Annotated in this window: 15 protein-coding genes, 1 rRNA gene and 1 pseudogene; 9 read left to right on the plus strand and 8 right to left on the minus strand. The window is 61.1% G+C overall.

What is annotated here, in order from left to right:
• The 4 genes from rrf to HX818_RS18380 all read left to right on the plus strand — a co-directional run.
• Window positions 1-91, plus strand: a 5S ribosomal RNA gene (gene rrf / locus HX818_RS18365); the annotation flags it as partial.
• A 257-nt stretch (window positions 92-348) separates the two neighbouring features.
• Complete coding sequence (locus HX818_RS18370; protein ID WP_003214364.1) at window positions 349-1,008, plus strand: paraquat-inducible protein A; 660 nt, start codon at window positions 349-351, stop codon at window positions 1,006-1,008.
• Window positions 995-1,618 carry a paraquat-inducible protein A gene (locus HX818_RS18375; RefSeq protein ID WP_003214366.1) on the plus strand — a complete coding sequence of 208 codons (624 nt, stop codon included), beginning with the start codon at window positions 995-997 and terminating at the stop codon, window positions 1,616-1,618. Before HX818_RS18370 ends, HX818_RS18375 begins: the two co-directional genes overlap by 14 nt.
• A complete protein-coding gene (locus HX818_RS18380; protein WP_177020520.1) occupies window positions 1,611-3,914 on the plus strand; it encodes a PqiB family protein in 2,304 nt (767 codons plus the stop codon). Before HX818_RS18375 ends, HX818_RS18380 begins: the two co-directional genes overlap by 8 nt.
• Before the next feature lie 170 nt (window positions 3,915-4,084).
• Here HX818_RS18380 and mksF read toward each other — a convergent pair whose 3' ends face one another.
• Genes mksF through mksB form a run of 3 tightly spaced genes read right to left on the minus strand, consistent with a single transcriptional unit; the run spans window position 4,085 to window position 8,896 of the window.
• Window positions 4,085-6,925 (minus strand): Mks condensin complex protein MksF, encoded by a 2,841-nt coding sequence (gene mksF / locus HX818_RS18385; RefSeq protein ID WP_177020521.1) that lies wholly within the window; start codon window positions 6,923-6,925, stop codon window positions 4,085-4,087.
• Window positions 6,922-7,629 (minus strand): Mks condensin complex protein MksE, encoded by a 708-nt coding sequence (mksE, locus tag HX818_RS18390; RefSeq protein ID WP_003214375.1) that lies wholly within the window; start codon window positions 7,627-7,629, stop codon window positions 6,922-6,924. The genes mksF and mksE overlap by 4 nt, the downstream gene beginning before the upstream one ends.
• Window positions 7,619-8,896, minus strand: a complete 1,278-nt coding sequence (gene mksB, locus HX818_RS18395; protein ID WP_003214377.1) for an Mks condensin complex protein MksB — start codon at window positions 8,894-8,896, stop codon at window positions 7,619-7,621. Before mksB ends, mksE begins: the two co-directional genes overlap by 11 nt.
• A 206-nt stretch (window positions 8,897-9,102) precedes the next feature.
• Here mksB and HX818_RS18400 point away from each other — a divergent pair, with 206 nt between their 5' ends.
• Together HX818_RS18400 and rimI are read left to right on the plus strand one after the other, a co-directional pair.
• A complete protein-coding gene (locus HX818_RS18400; protein WP_003214379.1) occupies window positions 9,103-9,840 on the plus strand; it encodes a hypothetical protein in 738 nt (245 codons plus the stop codon).
• Window positions 9,833-10,285: a ribosomal protein S18-alanine N-acetyltransferase gene (rimI, locus tag HX818_RS18405; protein ID WP_003214382.1), complete on the plus strand. Its 453-nt coding sequence runs from the start codon at window positions 9,833-9,835 to the stop codon at window positions 10,283-10,285. Before HX818_RS18400 ends, rimI begins: the two co-directional genes overlap by 8 nt.
• A gap of 135 nt (window positions 10,286-10,420) precedes the next feature.
• Here the strand turns inward: rimI and HX818_RS18410 are convergent, their stop codons facing one another.
• The gene (locus HX818_RS18410; protein ID WP_003214383.1) at window positions 10,421-10,825 is read right to left on the minus strand and encodes a hypothetical protein; all 405 of its coding nucleotides are present in this window, start codon (window positions 10,823-10,825) and stop codon (window positions 10,421-10,423) included.
• Between the two features lie 150 nt (window positions 10,826-10,975).
• Between HX818_RS18410 and can the strand changes: the two genes are divergently transcribed.
• Complete coding sequence (can, locus tag HX818_RS18415) at window positions 10,976-11,620, plus strand: carbonate dehydratase (protein ID WP_003214385.1); 645 nt, start codon at window positions 10,976-10,978, stop codon at window positions 11,618-11,620.
• Here the strand turns inward: can and HX818_RS18420 are convergent.
• From HX818_RS18420 to acpA, 3 genes are all read right to left on the minus strand, one after another.
• Window positions 11,617-12,141, minus strand: coding sequence for a hypothetical protein (locus HX818_RS18420; protein WP_003214386.1), 525 nt, complete (start codon window positions 12,139-12,141; stop codon window positions 11,617-11,619). The two genes, can and HX818_RS18420, sit on opposite strands and share 4 nt — an antisense overlap.
• Window positions 12,142-12,312: 171 nt before the next feature.
• The gene (locus HX818_RS18425; RefSeq protein ID WP_003214388.1) at window positions 12,313-13,482 is read right to left on the minus strand and encodes a hypothetical protein; all 1,170 of its coding nucleotides are present in this window, start codon (window positions 13,480-13,482) and stop codon (window positions 12,313-12,315) included.
• Window positions 13,483-13,604: 122 nt separating this feature from the next.
• The gene (gene acpA / locus HX818_RS18430) at window positions 13,605-15,305 is read right to left on the minus strand and encodes an acid phosphatase (protein WP_177020522.1); all 1,701 of its coding nucleotides are present in this window, start codon (window positions 15,303-15,305) and stop codon (window positions 13,605-13,607) included.
• A gap of 159 nt (window positions 15,306-15,464) precedes the next feature.
• Here acpA and HX818_RS18435 point away from each other — a divergent pair.
• Together HX818_RS18435 and HX818_RS18440 are read left to right on the plus strand one after the other, a co-directional pair.
• Window positions 15,465-15,752 (plus strand): annotated as a pseudogene (locus tag HX818_RS18435) (nucleotidyltransferase family protein); the annotation flags it as partial.
• A complete protein-coding gene (locus HX818_RS18440) occupies window positions 15,752-16,096 on the plus strand; it encodes a DUF86 domain-containing protein (RefSeq protein ID WP_177020523.1) in 345 nt (114 codons plus the stop codon). The pseudogene HX818_RS18435 and the gene HX818_RS18440, both read left to right, overlap by 1 nt.
• Window positions 16,097-16,119: 23 nt before the next feature.
• On the opposite strand, the gene HX818_RS18445 is transcribed toward HX818_RS18440, so the two are convergent.
• Window positions 16,120-17,538, minus strand: coding sequence for a short-chain fatty acid transporter (locus HX818_RS18445; RefSeq protein ID WP_008437512.1), 1,419 nt, complete (start codon window positions 17,536-17,538; stop codon window positions 16,120-16,122).
• Between the last annotated feature and the right edge of the window lie 29 nt (window positions 17,539-17,567).

Here is a 17,567-nt window from a genome sequence, read left to right on the forward strand (position 1 = left end):
CACCTGATCCCATCCCGAACTCAGCAGTGAAACGATGCATCGCCGATGGTAGTGTGGGGTTTCCCCATGTGAGAGTAGGTCATCGTCAAGATTAAATTCCAGAACCCCTGATTGCTTATGCAGTCAGGGGTTTTGTTTTGCGCGGTCGGAAAGTATGGCGAGCTTGCTGGCGAAAAACTCCAACGGTAACGCGGGCTACCTGATGCCACGCATTGGTCTAAATCCCCTCGTCCCAATCCCCCCCTCGCGCACACACACGCTACTGAATCTCCCGACAAATTTGCACAGTTATTTCTGAACCAGAACACTAGAATAGGCACCTAATCTTTTTTAGAGTCCGAGCCCTATATGCCCGACCCGGTTGATGCCCTTGAGGCGTCAGACTTACCGCTGGACGAACTCGTGGCATGCCATGAGTGCGACTTGTTGATGCGCAAGCCGGAGCTTGCCCGCGGTGAAAAGGCCCAATGCCCACGCTGCGGCTACGAGCTGTACGCTCACCGCCACAACGTCGTTGAACGAAGCCTGGCGTTAGTGCTTGCGGCGCTATTGTTGTACGTCCCCGCGAACTTTTTACCCATCATGCAGCTCAATCTACTCGGGCAGTCCTCGCAGGACACCGTATGGACCGGCGTCGTCGGCCTGTTCGACACCGGCATGCAGGGAGTCGCCGTGGTGGTGTTCCTCTGCAGCATGGGCATTCCGTTGCTCAAGCTCCTGTGCCAACTGGCGGTATTGCTGAGCATTCGCTGGAACATCGGTCGCAGCTACGGCCTGCTGTTTTATCGCATTTACCACCACCTCAAGGACTGGGGAATGCTCGAGGTGTACCTGATGGGCGTGCTGGTGGCGATCGTAAAGCTGGCTGACATGGCCACTATCACCGTAGGGCTCGGTCTGGCCTGCTTCGTCAGTCTGTTAATGGTCCAGATATTGTTGGAGGTGGTGATGTCACCTCACCAGATCTGGGAAGCGCTGTCAGGAGAGGATGCTCATGCGGGCGATTGATGCGGGCATTCTGATCTGTACCGAATGCCACGAACTAAACAAACAAGACCCGGACACCGACGAGCAAACCTGCACCCGTTGCGGCGCGCTGGTCCACGCCCGTCGTCCGAACAGCCTGACGCGCACCTGGGCGCTGCTGATCACGGCAGCCATCTTGTACATCCCGGCCAATTTGTTGCCGATCATGACCGTAAGCTCCCTGGGCCAAGGCGATCCGAGCACCATCATGTCCGGCGTGATCCAGTTGATGCAGCACGGCATGTTCCCGATCGCCGCTGTAGTGTTCATCGCCAGCATTCTGGTGCCCACCTTCAAGCTGGTGGGCATCGGCTTGTTACTGTTCTCGGTGCAGCGTCACCAGCCACTTTCCGCGCAACAACGCATTATCATGTACCGCTTTATCGAGTTCATTGGCCGCTGGTCCATGCTGGATATCTTCGTGATTGCCATCCTGGTGGCAGTCGTAAACTTTGGGCGACTTGCCAGTGTCGAGGCCAATCTCGGTGCCGTGGCGTTCGCCAGTGTGGTGATCTTGACGATGCTTGCCGCAGTAACTTTTGATCCCCGACTGATTTGGGATAACACGGAGTCGGACGACGACCATGAGTGATTTGCCTAAGGCTAAAACCCGCCCAGCTTCAAACTGGTCGGCCATTTGGGTGCTGCCCCTGATTGCCCTGATCATCGGCGGCTGGTTGGGGTGGCGCGCCTACAACCAGCAAGGCATCGAGATTCAGGTTCGCTTTGAAAGCGGCGAAGGCATCCAGGCCAACAAGACCGAAGTGGTCTACAAAGGCATGTCCGTGGGTAAGGTGAAAACCCTTGCCCTGGATGACGAAGGTAACAATCGCGGGGTGATCGCCACCATCGAGATGAACAAGGACGTGGAGCAATACCTCAAGACCAACACCCGCTTCTGGCTGGTAAAGCCAAGTGTCAGCCTGGCCGGGATCACCGGCCTGGAAACCCTGGTCTCGGGTAACTACATCGCCGCCAGCCCAGGCGATGGTGAGCCGACGCGCAAGTTCAAGGCCCTGTCCGAAGAACCGCCTTTATCCGACGCCAAGCCCGGCCTGCACCTGACGATCAAAGCTGATCGACTCGGCTCGCTGAACCGTGGCAGCCCGGTGTTCTACAAGCAGATCCAGGTCGGCCAGGTCAAAAGCTACCTGCTCTCCGAAGACCAGACCACCGTTGAAATCAAGGTCTACATCGAGCCGACCTACGCCAGCCTGGTGCGTAAACACACGCGTTTCTGGAACGCCAGCGGCATCAGCATCGACGCCAACCTTTCCGGCGTAAAAGTCCGCAGTGAATCCCTGGCCAGCATCGTTGCCGGCGGTATCGCCTTCGCCACGCCGGAGAACCGCAAGGACAGCCCACCGACGGACCCGAGCCTGCCGTTCCGCCTGTACGAAGATTTCGATGCAGCCGCGGCGGGCATCAAGGTCAAAGTCAAACTCACCGACTTCGAAGGCCTCCAGGCGGGCCGCACCCCGGTGATGTACAAAGGCATCCAGGTCGGCAGCCTGAAAACCCTGAAGATCGATCCGGACCTGTCCAGCGCCAATGCCGAGTTGACCCTCGACCCACTGGCCGAAGACTACCTCGTCCAGGACACCCAATTCTGGGTGGTCAAGCCGTCTATCTCCCTGGCGGGCATCACCGGGCTGGAAGCGTTGGTCAAAGGTAACTACATCGCCATCCGTCCCGGCGACAAGGGCACCGCGCCACAACGGGAGTACGTCGCCCGCGCCAAGGCGCCGCCACTGGACCTGCGTTCCCCCGGCCTGCACATGGTGCTCTTCACCGACAGCCTCGGTTCCCTTGATGTCGGCAGCCCGATCCTCTACAAGCAGGTCAAGGTCGGTTCCGTGCAGAGCTACCAGTTCTCCCGCAAGAACAAGCAACTGGTGATCGGCGTCCATATCGAGAAAGAATACGAAGGCCTGGTCAATGGTTCGACCCGTTTCTGGAATGCCAGCGGCGTGACCCTGACCGGTGGGCTTACCGGCGGCATCCAGGTGAAAAGCGAATCCCTGGCCAGCCTGATGGCGGGCGGTATCGCCTTCGAAACCCCGGAGCCGAATGTGCCGCTGAAAAAGCGCATCCCGCGTTTCCGTCTGTTCCCGGATCGCGAAGCCGCCAACCAGCACGGTACGTTGGTGACCATCAAGGTCGACCGCGCCGATGGCCTGCGCCCGGGTACGCCAGTGCGCTTCAAGGGCCTGGACGTAGGCAAGATCGAAAGTGTCGACCTGAGCGCCGACATGCAATCGGTGCTGCTCAGCGCGCGTATCACCCAAGTGGCCGACCGCATTGCACGGGCCGGCAGTCAGTTCTGGGTGGTCAAGCCTGAACTGGGCCTGATGAAAACGTCGAACCTGGAAACCCTGGTGACCGGCCAGTACATCGAAGTACAGCCAGCGACCAAAAGCATCGGCCCACAGAAGAGTTTCGTCGCGCTGGACAAGCCGCCAGAAGCCGTTCATCAGGAGGAGGGCCTGAGCCTGGTACTCAGCGCCGCACGCCGTGGCTCGTTGAAGGAAGGCGTTCCGGTCACTTACCGCGAAGTCACCGTAGGCAAAGTTACCGGCTACGAGCTGGGCCAGACCGCCGACCGTGTGCTGGTTCACATCCTGATCGAGCCCAAGTACGCGCCTCTGGTGCGCAGTGGCAGCCGGTTCTGGAACACCAGCGGCTTCGGGCTCGACTTCGGCTTGTTCAAGGGCGCGACTGTTCGCACGGAGTCCCTGGAGACCCTGGTCGCCGGCGGCATCGCCTTTGCCACGCCGGATGGCGAGCGCATGGGCAACGCCGCTCGGCCCCAGCAGACCTTCCCGCTGTTCGACAAGTTTGAAGACGAATGGCTGACCTGGGCCCCTAAAATCCCGCTCGGCAAATAGATCGAGGCGCGGCCTTCGCGAGCAAGCCCGCTCCCACATTTGACCCAGTTCCCATTGAAGGAACCCGATTGAATGTGGGAGCGGGCTTGCTCGCGAAGAGGCCCTCAAGAACACCAAAAAAAGGCCGCGATCCAGAAGATCGCGGCCTTTTTGCATTTCAGCGCAACTGATTAAACCTCATCCAGCTCCGGCTCATCCGCCTGCACATTCACCGTCGCCTTCACCACATCGTGACGACGGATGTACTTCCAGTCCGCTTCATCAATGTAGATCCCGTTCGGCCCGCTGCCGCCTTCCAGGTCGATCGCCACCTGGGCGGAAACCTGCGGCTTCACACTCGCCAGAATCGGCACGAAGCCCAGTTGCAAGCTGGTCTCCAGCAATGCCGCCTGGTTCTTCTCATCGATGTCCGCGGCTTCATCGAGGTAGTACGGCAGGCGCACACGACCGGCCTGGTCGCGGTCCATCAAGTGCAGCAACAAATACATGTTGGTCAGCGCCTTGATGGTCATGGTGGTGCCGTTGGAGGCGGCGCCATCGATGTCGGTGTGAATGATCGGCTGGCCGTTGACCTTGGTGATCTCGAACGCCAGTTCGAACAAGTCCTTGAGGCCCAACTGGTTATGGTTGGCCGCAACCAGGCGCGCCAGGTATTCCTTGGCTTCCTCGTTCTTGTTGTCCTGCTCGGCGCTCTGGCTCAGATCGAACACCGACAGGGTTTCGCCTTCTTCATACTGACCGGCACTGTGGATGATCTGGTCGATATGCTTGAGGGCTTCCTTGTTCGGCGCGAGCACGATGCGGAAGCTCTGCAGGTTGGACACCTGGCGCTTGTTGATCTCACGGTTGAACAACGCCAACTGGTGCTCAAGGCTGTCGTAGTCGCTGCGGATATTGCGCAAGGTGCGCGCGATATCCGTGACCGCCGCCCGCCGGGCCTTGCCCAGGGTCAGGGCTTCATCGGTACGGTGCGCGTAAGCGTTGATCAGCAGGTGCAGGCGGCGCTCCATATCGTCTTCACTGTCGAACTTGGCCACGCCCTTGAGGCGCACCTGTGCGTACAGCGCGTCGATCTGGCCATCAGCGCGCAGCAGGCCTTGCCAGCTGTCCTGGTAGTCATTGAGCAGCGGCAGCAGGTTGTCCATGGAATCGTCGACCGGGTCCATGAACGGCGTACCAAACGGCAAGTCTGCCGGCAGCAACTGGCGACGACGCAATGCGTCATCCAGGGTGCGCTGCTTGGCTTCCATATCACCAATCTGCCGGCCTACCAATTGCAGCTTGGCCGACAGTTGCTGGACGCGCTCGGTAAACGCATCGCTGGAGCGTTTCAATTCGTCCTGGGCCGCTTCCATCTGCGCCAGGCTTTCCAGCTTCTCGCCTTCCTCGGCGCTCAGGGTTTGTGCACGGCGGAAATCTTCCAGCGCCTTCTGCGCGTCCAGTACCTGTTGGTACAGCGCTTCAGTCTGGGTCTTGCTCGCCGCGCGGTCGGCCGCCACGGCTTGCTGGGTTTTCAGTTGCTTGAGTTCTTTTTCCAGACGCTCTTTCTGGTCGCGCAACGCGGCGCGGTCAGCCAGTGCCTGCAACGCCGGTGGCTCGATGTGCGAGATGTCGATGGCCAGCCCCGGCACTTCAAAACGCTCGCCCTTGAAGCCATCAAGGATCTGCTCCAGGGATTTCACCCACAGGCCGTCCTCGTCCAGCGTGATGCCATGCTCACCCAGCGGCAAGCTGAACAGCGAACTGTTGAACAGGCGCATCAGACGCTCGACATCCTGCTGCGAGAATTCTTCCCGCAGCTTGGCGTAGCTGTTGTTGTCGGCGTGATCGAGTTGCTGCTTCACCGACTTCAGGCGTTTTTCCAGGTCCCGCAGACGTTCATCCAGATCCTCGGCGCTGAACTGACGCGACTGCGCCAAGGCCCCGGCCAGTTCATCGTGAGCATCCTTGGCGGCCAGCAGTTGCTGCTCCAGCACCTTGACGTCATCCACCAGCGCGAATCGGTGCTTGAGCACCGACAGCTCACCGAGCCAGCGCTGAATGCCGCTGATTTCCCGTTCCAGGCGCATCAGCTCCTGAGTGCCGCCGCGCTGGTCGTTCTGCAGTGCGTCTTGCTCGTTGCGGTAATGCTCGGCCTGGATCGTCAGTTCTTCCTTGCGCGCACTGGCGTAGTCCGACCAGGTGCCCAGCAACGAATCCAGCAGCGGTGACAGGCGATGCAGCTTGCCCCGCAGAATGTCCCGCTGCTTCACGCCGTTGGCCAAGGCTTCTACCAGAGGGCCGGCAGCCACCAGCGAGTTGTAATCCTGCTCCATGCGTCGTACATCGCGGAAGGCTTCTTCGCACGCCGCGATGTAATCGACACTGCCGGAACGCAGGCTGTGTTCGAACGCATCCAGAAACAGCTGCTTCAACTTGGCCGCGGTGATTTCCCGCATGTGCAGCAAATTGATAAACAGCGCGCGGAAGGTCTTCAGGCTCTGCTCGCTGGTGGAGCGCAGCGGAATCAGGGTCAGGTCCAGCGGGATCGACGTATGGCCGCCCACCAGCAAACGCCGCAGCTCATCGGGCTTGAGCTCATAGGCTTTCAGGCCTTCGCGCTCAAGGTTGGTGAACAGCTCTTTCTGGCGCAGGCAGGTGTCGTTCTTCTGGTAGTGCGCCAGGTCCAGCTTGCCGGCGTAGGCAAAGAACTGGTGACCGAAACCACCGCCCGGGCCGCGACCGACCACGCCGATCACGTGCGGGCCATGGGGAAGCGAGACTTCCACGAGGATGTAGCTGGTGTCGGTGGCAAAGTAGAAACGCCGGGATTGCTCCAGGGTGTACTTGCCGAAACTCATGTCCGACATGCGCGCCAGAATCGGGAACTGCAAGGCGTTGATCGACGCCGATTTGCCGAGGTTGTTCGCGCCGTACACCGACAGCGGTTCTTCCAGCGGGAACAAACCCAGGCTGTAACCGGCGGTGTTCAAAAGGGCGAAGCGGCGAATGCCGTAGCGTTCCTTGCTCATGCGTCGGTCTCCTGTTCTTCGGCAATGGCGCGGGCCAGGGCGTCTTCTTCGCTTTCTTCTGCAAAGTCACTCAAGTCCAGCGGGTCATCGGTCTTCAGCAGTTTTTCATCGCTGTCTTCGTCGATGATCACCGGGGCCGGCAACGGCAATACGCTGTGGATGCTCGCGGCCAGGTCGCGGTCTTGCTGGACCGAGAGGCACACATCGAGGAAGCGGTGCATCGGCGGCAGGAAGCGGTAGATGCCGTTCTCTTCACCGGCAAAACCCAGCTGGGTCATGCGGCGCATGATTTTTTCTTCCAGTTCCTCGACGGTCTGCACTTCGGCCTGGATAAACAGGTCGCGGTACTTTTCCAACAACGACGGCAGTTCGTCACGGCCCAGGCTGCCACCGTCGAGCACGGCGATCGGGTCGCGGCCCTGGTCGGCCAGGTGCTCGACGATGATGAAGGTGAACAACGCCAGGCGCTGGGCGGTCTTGTTGACCTGCGCGGCGGCCACGGCCGAGTCCGGCACGAAGTAGTAGAAACCTCGCGTGTCGCACACCAACTCAAAGCCCAGGGCCTTGAACAACGTGCGGTACTGGTCCTGGAAGTTCGACAGTTGGGCGTACAGCTCCGGGTCGCGGCGGCTGACGTGGTAACCCTTGAACAGCTCGCGAAAGATCGGCGCCAGCTGGGACAGTTCGGATAGATCAAGATGCATGAGGGGTGCTCGCAGAATTCCCGGCCGTATCAATACTGGCTGGAAGCAGGGCGAATGAGCGCAGGCTGACCTGGTGCTCGTGAGTGTGGTAATCCCGTCGTTCCAGACGTTCACGCTTGAAGCGTTTTTCCCGCGACAGGCGTGAGAACCAGTACAGCAACTCGTCGGTTGCGCCGTCCGGTTCCTGCTCCAGCAGCCAGGTCATCAGGTCCGGCATCGGCAGCGCGTCTTCACAGCGCTCGAGCATTTCCTTGACCGTGCGCGGTGCGCGAGGGGCTTCGCCCTTGTGGGATTTGTGCGCCTTGGGGAAACGCGCCGGCTTCGGTTCGAAGTTGGCCAGGGCGTACACGTAGGCTTCGACCTGGCTGGCACTGCCAAGAAAGGTGCTTTGCGGCCGGGTGAACATCGGCATCGCCGCTTGCGGCACCGCGTCCAGGCCCTTGCGGCGAATCGCCGACAAGGCCAGCGCCGCGCCACGGGTCACGGCGTTGTGCCGGCGCGCTTCTTCCCGCAACGGCAGCAGCAGTTCCCGGGCGTGACGCAAGGTCAGTTGGGCGCTGGTCTGCATTTCGAGGATGCGCGCGTGGGTGCGCAGCAGCATGTCGTCGTCCACCAGGTGGCCGAGGCGCTGCTGCTCGGTGAGCATGCGCAACAGTACGTTTTCCACCTTGCGCACGCCTTGTTCGAAGGCGCCGTCGGCGTTCACCAGTTGAATCATCGGCTCGACGTATTCGTCCCAGGTCGCCAGTACTTCGGCGTAGCGCTGGCGCAACGGGATCTGCCGGTCGCTGGTCTTGGCGCGATCGGCCACGGCAGCGAGGGCCTGTTCGTCGTTGGCGAGTTTTTTCAGCACGTCGCGCACGCGCATGTCCAGCAGGCGCAATTGGCGCGCCAGGTCATGGCCGTCGCGGATGTCGAAGGCGTCCTGGATATAACCCGCCAGGCGCTCAAGGTGGCGCAGGTAGGCTTCGATTTCCAGGCACAGGCCTAGCCGGTGCTCCTTGCGAAGATACGCCAGGAAGTCGTGGATCTGTGCGTTGAGCTCGAAACGGTTCGGGCTCTTGGCGACAGGCACCAGGATATCCAGGCGAATCCACACGTCCAGCAGGCTGGTGATGTCCTGTGGCGTGCTGTCCAGTTGTTGGGCGGCCAGCTGGGCGCGCAGTTCGCTGAGGCTCAGGGTGCCTTGGTCGAAGTGTTCGCACAGTGGCTCAAGCAGGGCCCAGTGTTCGGCGAGGGCGCGCAAGACGCGCTTGGGTTCGATCATCGGAATGGCCGGCTGGTTAGCGATTAAAAGCAGCGATTGTACTGCATCGGTGCCGGGATTTATCCACAGCCGGTCGTGAGGCGCTCACCGGAGCGATCAACTGCGGGCGATCTTCGTCGAAGGGCGGTAGAATCCCTGTTCTTTAGTTATCCACAAGTGGCCGACCTTTGCTTATCGAGTCCCGACGTCGCGCTTACTTGACCGCCATGCAGGTGGTCAACTGGCTGCCGCGCACTGAATTACCGTTCGCCGCCCCTTCGCGGCCCGAGCTGCTGGAGGCCCCGGAACCGTTCGAGGCTTTCGAGCCTTCGGGTGAGGAGGCGGCTGCGCCGGTGCCGCTGGTCAAGCCCGTGGCAGAAACCCCGGTGGTCCGGCCAAAGGTCGAAGTGCCGCGCCCGTCGCCGGTGGCCAAGCCGGTCGTCGCCGAAGAGGCGCCTGCCGTGGTCAAGGCTCCGGTCGTACCGCCGCCACGCTTTGCCCTGCAACTGCTGCGGGCCGGGCGATGCCTGCTGCTGGTGGAGTTACCCACAGGCGAGCGCTTCCAGGCCCGCGACCCGGCCTATCTGCTGCTCAAGGACATGTTGCGCGCCGCCGGCCTGCCCGACAGTCCGCAAATCGTTGGCGAGCCGGTGCGCTGGCCGCTGCTGGCCCGGGGCACCATGGACCAGGGCCCGGAAGCCGCGCGGGATTTTGTGCAAGGTTTTGTCTCGGCGCGCCTGGAAGACGAACCCTGCGTGTGCCTGTGGCTGATCGGCCTGCCCGCCGTGCGTTTTGCCGGCGAAGCGAATGCCGAGGCCTGGTACCGCGAACTGCAGGTCGAAGGCCTGGGCTCCGTCTGGGCCCTGCCGGGCCTGGAACTATTAATGGAAGAGCCACAGCGTAAGGCTGATGTCTGGCAAGCCATGCGCCGGCTGATGGCGCGCTGGAAAAGTACCGATGAGTGAAGCTTTATCCTTCCGCCCGATGACCGAGGCGGACCTCGACGCTGTACTGAAGATCGAATACGCAGCGTTCAGCCACCCCTGGACCCGCGGGATTTTTCTCGACGGGCTGGGCAAATACCAGATCTGGCTGATGTTCGAAGGCGAGCAGCAGGTGGGTCACGGGGTGGTGCAGATCATCCTCGATGAAGCGCATTTGCTGAACATCACCGTCAAGCCGGAAAACCAGGGCCGTGGCCTGGGCTTGAGCTTGCTGGAGCACCTGATGTCCCGGGCCTACGAGGCCAAGGCGCGGGAATGTTTCCTGGAAGTGCGCGACAGCAACACCGGCGCGTTCCGGCTGTACGAGCGTTATGGTTTCAACGAAATTGGCCGTCGGCGGGATTATTACCCCGCCGTCGGTGGCCGCGAAGATGCGGTCGTGATGGCCTGCACCCTGGTCGACTAAACACAGGGCCCAATGTGGGAGCGGGCTTGGTGGGAGCGGGCTTGCTCGCGAAGGCGATGGTCCAGTCGCCAGATGTAATGACTGACACACCGCCTTCGCGAGCAAGCCCGCTCCCACATTCAGTTCGGCAGGGTGTCAGCGGTTGCCGTCTACTGGATCGATATCGGCCAACTCGGCCTCATCCAGGCCATTGCCGCCGCCGATCTCGTCTTCATCGACGATACTCAAATCGTAATCCGCCGGATGGTCTTCACCTGCTTCCTGCGCATCCCGCGCGCCATCCTCATGGATCAGCGTTTCCGGGCTCATGTCATCATCGGTTGAGTCATGATCGTCAGTGGAAGCACCGGTCATCCCGGCTTCGCGCACCCGTTCGTCGGGCATCAGGTGCTCACGCTCCCGTGGCGGAATCTCGTCGCCGATTTCCGCAGTCGGCTCCTCCTTGTCAAAATCCAGCTCGCGCATTTCGCCCATGCGATCTTCGTTGTCATCAATCGGTTCCGGCTGTGTAGCGCCGTAGGGACGTCGTGATTCAGTCATGGCGATTCCTCATACTGTGGGGCTTATAGTGTGTGGACAGGCATGGCTCCCCAAGATTCAAGTAATTGCCGCCGGCTATCTTTATTGCTGGCGTGACCCGGACGGGCGGTCGAGTGTCAAAACTGCGCATCATTCCTGAGGCTTTCCCTGATGAACGAACTACAAGACTTGCTTGATAACAACGAACGCTGGGCGGATGCGATCAAACAGGAAGATCCCGAATTCTTCGCCAAGCTCGCCCGCCAGCAAACTCCGGAATATCTGTGGATCGGCTGTTCCGACGCCCGGGTGCCGGCCAACGAGATCGTCGGCATGCTGCCTGGCGACCTGTTTGTGCACCGCAACGTGGCCAACGTGGTATTGCACACCGACCTCAATTGCCTGTCGGTGATCCAGTACGCAGTCGACGTGCTCAAGGTCAAACACATCCTGGTGACCGGCCACTATGGCTGCGGTGGCGTACGCGCCTCGATGCAGGACAACCAGTTGGGCCTGATCGACGGCTGGCTGCGCACCATCCGTGACCTGTACTACGAAAACCGCGACGTACTGGCCCAGTTGCCCACGGAAGAGGAACGCGTAGACCGCCTGTGCGAACTGAACGTGATCCAGCAGGTGGCCAACGTCGGCCACACCAGCATCGTGCAGAACGCTTGGCACCGCGGGCAGAGCCTGTCGGTTCATGGCTGCATTTACGGGATCAAGGACGGCCGCTGGAAAAGCCTGAACACCACCATCAGTGGCTTCGAGCAACTGCCGCCGCAATACCGCCTGCGCCCGCTGGGTGCGGTCTAAGGGCTTTTGCGTTCGCGCCACTGCTCCATGAATTGCTGACCCTCGGGATTCAACGGCTCCTTCATGCCGGTGATCCAGCCCCGACAGTTGAGCTCGCCGCACTGGCAGCGAAACTGTCGGAACAATACGTCCTCGGTGTGGGCGTAATCCATGGTCAGCAGGGCGCCAGCGGGAATGGGCTGAACGGACCACAGTTCCAGGTATGTCATGTCGAGAAACGCGTTCGGGTTGCATGAATGCGAAAGCAGGCCGCTGAACCAAGGGTCGTACAAGTGGATACGCGAGGACATCTGCACCGTATGCAGGCGCCGCTCATTCAATGCGTAGCCGGACACCCTGGCGATACACAGGCGGCTGTCAAAGGCGACGCGGGTCTTGATCCCGTCGCCTGAACCGTCTCGGGTACGCACCACTTCATAGTCGCGAGCGCGGGGGTAGCCGTGTTCGGCGAGGGCGGTCGCGAACGGGTAAAGACACTTGCTCACAGCGGTTTTAGCCTTGTCCATGGCTTGAGTTTTCATGACTCTCCAGGAGGGGCTGCATCGACCTGCCGGTGGTGTCTTGACTGCCAGTCTTGCAGCGGATGGGCGCGGCTCAAGACTCGCTTAAGTGGGAACCAATTTCTACTGTCAAATCTGACAGTAGAAATTGGCTATCTTTTATGTAGGAAAATGCCCTTCTTGCAGCCTGCTTCAGAGCGCCGGTGCTTCAATCGCCGGTTCTGGCACGGCGCTTTTCAATTGCCTCAGCTGGGTTTTGATCGCCGGCTGGGCACACTTGGCGTTCGCTTGATCGGGCGTCAGCTCGCGGATAGAGGTGTAGAACAGTTCGCAGGTCTGCTCCTTGCGCGTTACCTGCCAAGTGTTCATGCAGCCTTTGAGCTGTACATTCGGATCGCTGGCGGGCTTCTGGCCCATCGAGGCCTGCCAGCAGGCGGCGCTCAAGTCCTGGCCCATCACCTTCAAACCGGCCTCGTCGGCCTTTTGCTCGTCACCGTCATAGGTGTCGGGGTTGGCGGCATACCAGATGTAGCTCGGGTGATTGGCGCCCAGTACGGCGACCTGGCTCCCGACGGCCGGGCTGATTTGCGCCAGGCCCAGTACGGCAACGGTTTGCCCGTATTGCTGCTTGATCCAGCTGCGCACCGGCGCGCCGAAGGCCACCATCGGCAACGCGCCGCCCGCGTGCTGGCTCAGCTCCTTGACCATCCGGGTCTGGTAGTCGGTGAAGTAACCGTACACACCTTCCAGGTCCTTGCCCGCCGTGGCAGGGGCGGCGATCGGGGCGATGTCGATGATGGTCTGGTATTCCGGCGTCTGGGTCGCCGGGATGCCGTTGGCCGTGAGCAAGGTCGCCCAGCGGTCGGTGGTGGCCGACTCCAGGTAGTCCTGGAAGTGGGTCAGGGAATAATCCGGCGGGAAGTGCAGCAGCTCGATGCTCTTGCGGTTTTCCAGGGCCATGCCCAGCGGCAGGAACAGGTACCAGTTGAACTGCCATTTGCCATCGCCATTGAGTTTGCTGGCGCCCTGGTAAGCCAGGTCGGCGGTATCGAGCAAGGTGGTCAACGGCTGGCCATAACCGTCTGGCACACCGCTGAACGTGGCCAGCACCTGGTCATGCTCGGTCTTGACGCTGACTTTGGCCCGGCTGTAACCGTCGCGTTGCAGGCTCTGGTTCAGGTAGTGCTCGACGGTCTGTTCCAGCGTCCAGGGACGAAAACAGATGACGCTGCAATTGTTCGGGTACGCGAACAACTGGGTGACCCGTTGCGGGGTACCCAGCGGTACGGTGATATCAGCCTGTACGACCGCACTCAAGGTCAGTGCGGCCAGGGTGAAGGACAACCTGGTGAGTTTGAACATGGATGGTTCCCTGTCAGCGAAAGCCCGTCTGCGCGGGGTGAATGCCCACCCTCACACAGTAGCGGTTGACCGGGAAAAGCGCGTAGAAAAACTGCGCGCTTGTCGCTTTTGAGCAAGTGCGTCTACACCTTGAAGTGCAGGGCGTTGGTCAGGTCACCCATGGGTTTCTGGCCGCGCGCGGTCATGGCATCGTCACGCTGCTTGAGCCCGTCGAGGGTTTCCAGCTGGAACACCCGGGTGATCAGACGCAGGATCGACGCGGTGTCGTAGACGGTATGGTCCACCGTGCCCTTGCGCGCGAACGGCGAGACCACCAGTGCCGGAATCCGCGTGCCCGGGCCCCAACGATCGCCTTTTGGCGGTGCAACGTGGTCCCACCAGCCGCCGTTTTCATCGACGGTGACGATCACCACCATGTTCTTCCACTGCGGGCTTTCCTGCAGCACCTTCAAGGCGCGGGTGATATGCCGGTCGCCCGAAGCGACGTCGGCGTAACCGGCGTGCATATTCAGGTTGCCCTGGGGTTTGTAGAAGGTCACCGCAGGCAGCTTGCCGGCCTGGGCATCGGCGAAGAACTTGTTGGTGCTGGCGTCATCCCCCAGGCCGCCATCGCGCAGGCGTTTATTGCGCTCAGCCGGGTTTTCCGGGCCTTGCTGCTTGAAGTAGTTGAAGGGCTGGTGGTGGTACTGGAAGTTCGGAATCTTCGGAATGCCGCCCGAGTCCTTGAACTGATCCAGCGTTGCTTGCCACGCACCGGCGTACCAGGCCCAGTCGACGTTCTTTTTCGACAGTTTGTCGCCGATGTGCTCGTGGGTTTGTGGCACCAGCACGTTAGGCAAGTCGGGCTTGGAGTAATCCGGGCGCTCGGGGTCGCGAATCCAGGTAGGCCAGTAAGGCGGGGCCAGGGTGTTCACGCCGAAACCGTCCGGGGTCAGTGCGCTGGGGCCGAATTGCGGCGGGCCGGTCATGGCGCTGGCCGGGGACTTGTCCAGAGGCTTGAGGCGCGGGTCGGTCGGGTCGTCGCTTTGCAGCGTGGCGATCTGTGCCTTGGCCACCGATTGCGCAGCGTTTGGGTACACCGGCGGGGTGGCGCTGATCAGGTATTGGTGGTTGAGGAACGATCCGCCAAACGCGCCCTGGAAGAAGTTATCGCAGAGCACAAACTCCTTCGCCACGTCCCACAAGCGCAGGGCGTAACGGCTCTGGGCGTAATGGCCCATCAGCAGGCCGCCGGAGTCGCCCCAGGCGACGAACGCATCGTTTTTACCGCCATTGATCTGCATCTGGTTCTGATAGAACACGTGCCACAAATCCCGGGTGACCAGGCTCAGAGGCTGGTCTTCGCCGTTCGGGCCTTTGAGGGCGAACGGAGCGTTGGGCAGGTTTTCCTGGTATTGCACTTCGCTGGGGTAGGTCACGCCATCGACGGTCTGCGGGCCGATTTGCAACACGCCGCCCCAGGTCGGGGGCAGGGTGCTCAGCAGGCTGCCGTCGCGGTCGCGCTGCTGATAGTCCGCAGGGGCGAGGGCCGACAATGGTTTCTCGACCCCGGGGAAATCCGCAAACAGGTTGTTGAAACTGCGGTTTTCGGCGTAGATCACCACCACGGTTTTAACCTGTTCGTGCAAGGCCTTGTCCAGCTCTTGCGGGGTTAGCGGCCGCTCCACCGGCTTGCCCGGTGCCTCGCTGGTATTGCCGCAGGCACTCAGGGTCGCACCCACGCCCAGCACGGCCGCGCCTCCCAGGAAGCGCCGCCGGCTGGTGTCGACTGGCGGTTTGGCTTCAATGTCTTGGGAAGGGCGGTCTTTGTGCTCGTCGCTCATTGCTGGGAGTCCATGCGGGTTAGTTGTTGCAATATGTTTCGCCGGAACGGTAGCAATGGAATGTGACGGAACGAAGACAGCAGTGTGATCATGTGGGCATGCTTCCTGATCCCAAGCACTGCTAGACTGGCCCGATATTGCATACCGCAGAGGTGCCCCATGAAACCTTCAACTGCCCTGGATCTCAAGAGGGCTGCCGTGCGTGAAGTAGTAGGACGTTTCCATACCTCCAACCCAAGGGTGTTTGGGTCCGTTTTGTTGGGGACTGATAAAGACGGCAGTGATCTCGATTTACTGGTTGATGCGCTACCGGGAGCGACCCTTTTTGACCTTGGTGGGCTGCAGGTGGAGTTGGAAGACTTGCTCGGGGTAAACGTCGATTTGCTGACGCCTGGCGATCTGCCTCTGAAGTTTCGTGCTCAAGTCTTGGCTGAGGCCCGGCCCGTATGGTCTCAAATCGGATTGGCGACTACCTGGAGCACATGCGCCAGGCATCGTCCGACGCGATCACCTTTGTCGAAGGGGTGAGCAAACCTGAGTTTTTTGAAGACAAGCGTACCCAGCAAGCCGTGATCATGAGTTTGATCATCATCGGCGAAGCGTCGACCAAAATAATGGATCAACATCCAGAGTTTGCAGCCGCCCAACCGCAGGTGCCTTGGCGCAGTATGCGCGGGGTGCGCAACCGGATTGCCCATGGTTACTTCGACATAAATCTTGAAGTGGTATGGGACACGGTTCAGCACGCGCTACCTGAGCTGCTGAACAACCTGCCAGCCGCACCCGCCTGAAGAGCGGGTGCAGCTTCAGATAATTAAGGCATCACCGGCGGCAAATATTTAAGCGTCGTGCCCAACGCCCACAGCAGGAACAACACCAGCGGCGTATGCACCAGCAGTTGCACAAACGAAAAACCGATCAAGTCCCGCGCCTTCAACCCCAGCACGCCCAGCAGCGGCAGCATATAGAACGGGTTGATCAGGTTCGGCAGCGCTTCGGCGGCGTTGTAGATCTGCACCGCCCAGCCCAGGTGATATTCCAGGTCGTTGGCGACCTGCATCACGTACGGCGCCTCGATGATCCACTTGCCGCCGCCCGACGGGATAAAGAAGCCCAGCACCGCCGAGTACACGCCCATCAACAGCGCGTAGGTGTCGTGGGACGCGATCGAGGTGAAGAAGGTCGAGATGTGGTGCGCCAGGGTCGCGCCGTCACTGCCTTTCACCACGGTCATCAGCGCGGCAATCGAGCCATATAGCGGGAACTGGATCAGCACCCCGGTGGTGGTGGGTACCGCACGGGCCACCGCATCGAGAAAACTGCGCGGACGCCAGTGCAGTAGGGCACCGACCATCAGGAACAGGAAGTTATAGGTGTTCAGCCCCGAGATCGCGCTGATCGCCGGCTTGGTCGAGAATTCATGGAACAACCAACCGGCGGCCAGCAACGCCAGCAGGATGGTCAGCAACGGGCTGTGCTCCAGCCACTCGCCCGGACGGGTCGGCGGTTGCGGCTTGGGCATGTTGAAGGCCGGGTCGATACCGCAAGCCTTGGCGTCACGGGCGGAGTTCGGCCCGGGCGCGGTGGCGTAGGCGATGATCAGCGACACCACGATCAGCGCCAGCAACAGCACGCCGGACTGCCACAGAAAGATGGTGTCGGTGAACGGGATCATCCCGGTGATCGACAGGATCGACGGCGGCAAACTGGCCGGGTTGGCCTGCAACTGCGCCGCTGACGACGACAGCCCCAGCGCCCAAACGGCACCCAGGCCGAGGTAGGCCGCAGCACCGGCCGCGCGGTAATCCATGCGCAAATCCGTACGCCGGGCCAGCGCACGCACCAGCAAACCACCGAACACCAGGGACAGGCCCCAGTTGAGCAACGAGGCGACCATCGAAATCAGCGCCACCCAGGCCACGGCAGAACGGCCGTTCTTCGGGATGCGCGCCAGGCGGTCGATCAACTTTACGGCGGGCGGGGAGCTGGCGACCACGTAACCGCCAATCACCACAAAGGCCATTTGCATGGTGAACGGGATCAAGCTCCAGAAACCGTCACCAAAGGCCTTGGCGGCCTCGGTCGGCGCGGCGCCCATGCCCAGGGTCGCCACCGCGACAATGATCACGGCGAGGGCGGCAAACACCCAGGAGTCCGGGAACCAGCGCTCGGCGAAGTTTGAACAACGCAGGGCGAATCGGGCGTAGCGGCTGTCTTCGATAGCATCGGCCACGTTCAGTACCTCTATTTGTATTTATTATG

This window comes from Pseudomonas sp. F9001 (genome assembly GCF_013385435.1).
Lineage (GTDB): Bacteria > Pseudomonadota > Gammaproteobacteria > Pseudomonadales > Pseudomonadaceae > Aquipseudomonas.

What these genes read in the sequence shown, in the direction of transcription:
- HX818_RS18370 (WP_003214364.1), top strand. Translation starts at nt 349, where the DNA reads ATGCCCGACCCGGTTGATGCCCTTGAGGCGTCAGACTTACCGCTGGAC.
- HX818_RS18375 (WP_003214366.1), top strand. Translation starts at nt 995, where the DNA reads ATGCGGGCGATTGATGCGGGCATTCTGATCTGTACCGAATGCCACGAA.
- HX818_RS18380 (WP_177020520.1), top strand. Translation starts at nt 1,611, where the DNA reads ATGAGTGATTTGCCTAAGGCTAAAACCCGCCCAGCTTCAAACTGGTCG.
- mksF (WP_177020521.1), bottom strand. Translation starts at nt 6,925, where the DNA reads ATGAGCAAGGAACGCTACGGCATTCGCCGCTTCGCCCTTTTGAACACC.
- mksE (WP_003214375.1), bottom strand. Translation starts at nt 7,629, where the DNA reads ATGCATCTTGATCTATCCGAACTGTCCCAGCTGGCGCCGATCTTTCGC.
- mksB (WP_003214377.1), bottom strand. Translation starts at nt 8,896, where the DNA reads ATGATCGAACCCAAGCGCGTCTTGCGCGCCCTCGCCGAACACTGGGCC.
- HX818_RS18400 (WP_003214379.1), top strand. Translation starts at nt 9,103, where the DNA reads ATGCAGGTGGTCAACTGGCTGCCGCGCACTGAATTACCGTTCGCCGCC.
- rimI (WP_003214382.1), top strand. Translation starts at nt 9,833, where the DNA reads ATGAGTGAAGCTTTATCCTTCCGCCCGATGACCGAGGCGGACCTCGAC.
- HX818_RS18410 (WP_003214383.1), bottom strand. Translation starts at nt 10,825, where the DNA reads ATGACTGAATCACGACGTCCCTACGGCGCTACACAGCCGGAACCGATT.
- can (WP_003214385.1), top strand. Translation starts at nt 10,976, where the DNA reads ATGAACGAACTACAAGACTTGCTTGATAACAACGAACGCTGGGCGGAT.
- HX818_RS18420 (WP_003214386.1), bottom strand. Translation starts at nt 12,141, where the DNA reads ATGAAAACTCAAGCCATGGACAAGGCTAAAACCGCTGTGAGCAAGTGT.
- HX818_RS18425 (WP_003214388.1), bottom strand. Translation starts at nt 13,482, where the DNA reads ATGTTCAAACTCACCAGGTTGTCCTTCACCCTGGCCGCACTGACCTTG.
- acpA (WP_177020522.1), bottom strand. Translation starts at nt 15,305, where the DNA reads ATGAGCGACGAGCACAAAGACCGCCCTTCCCAAGACATTGAAGCCAAA.
- HX818_RS18440 (WP_177020523.1), top strand. Translation starts at nt 15,752, where the DNA reads ATGGTCTCAAATCGGATTGGCGACTACCTGGAGCACATGCGCCAGGCA.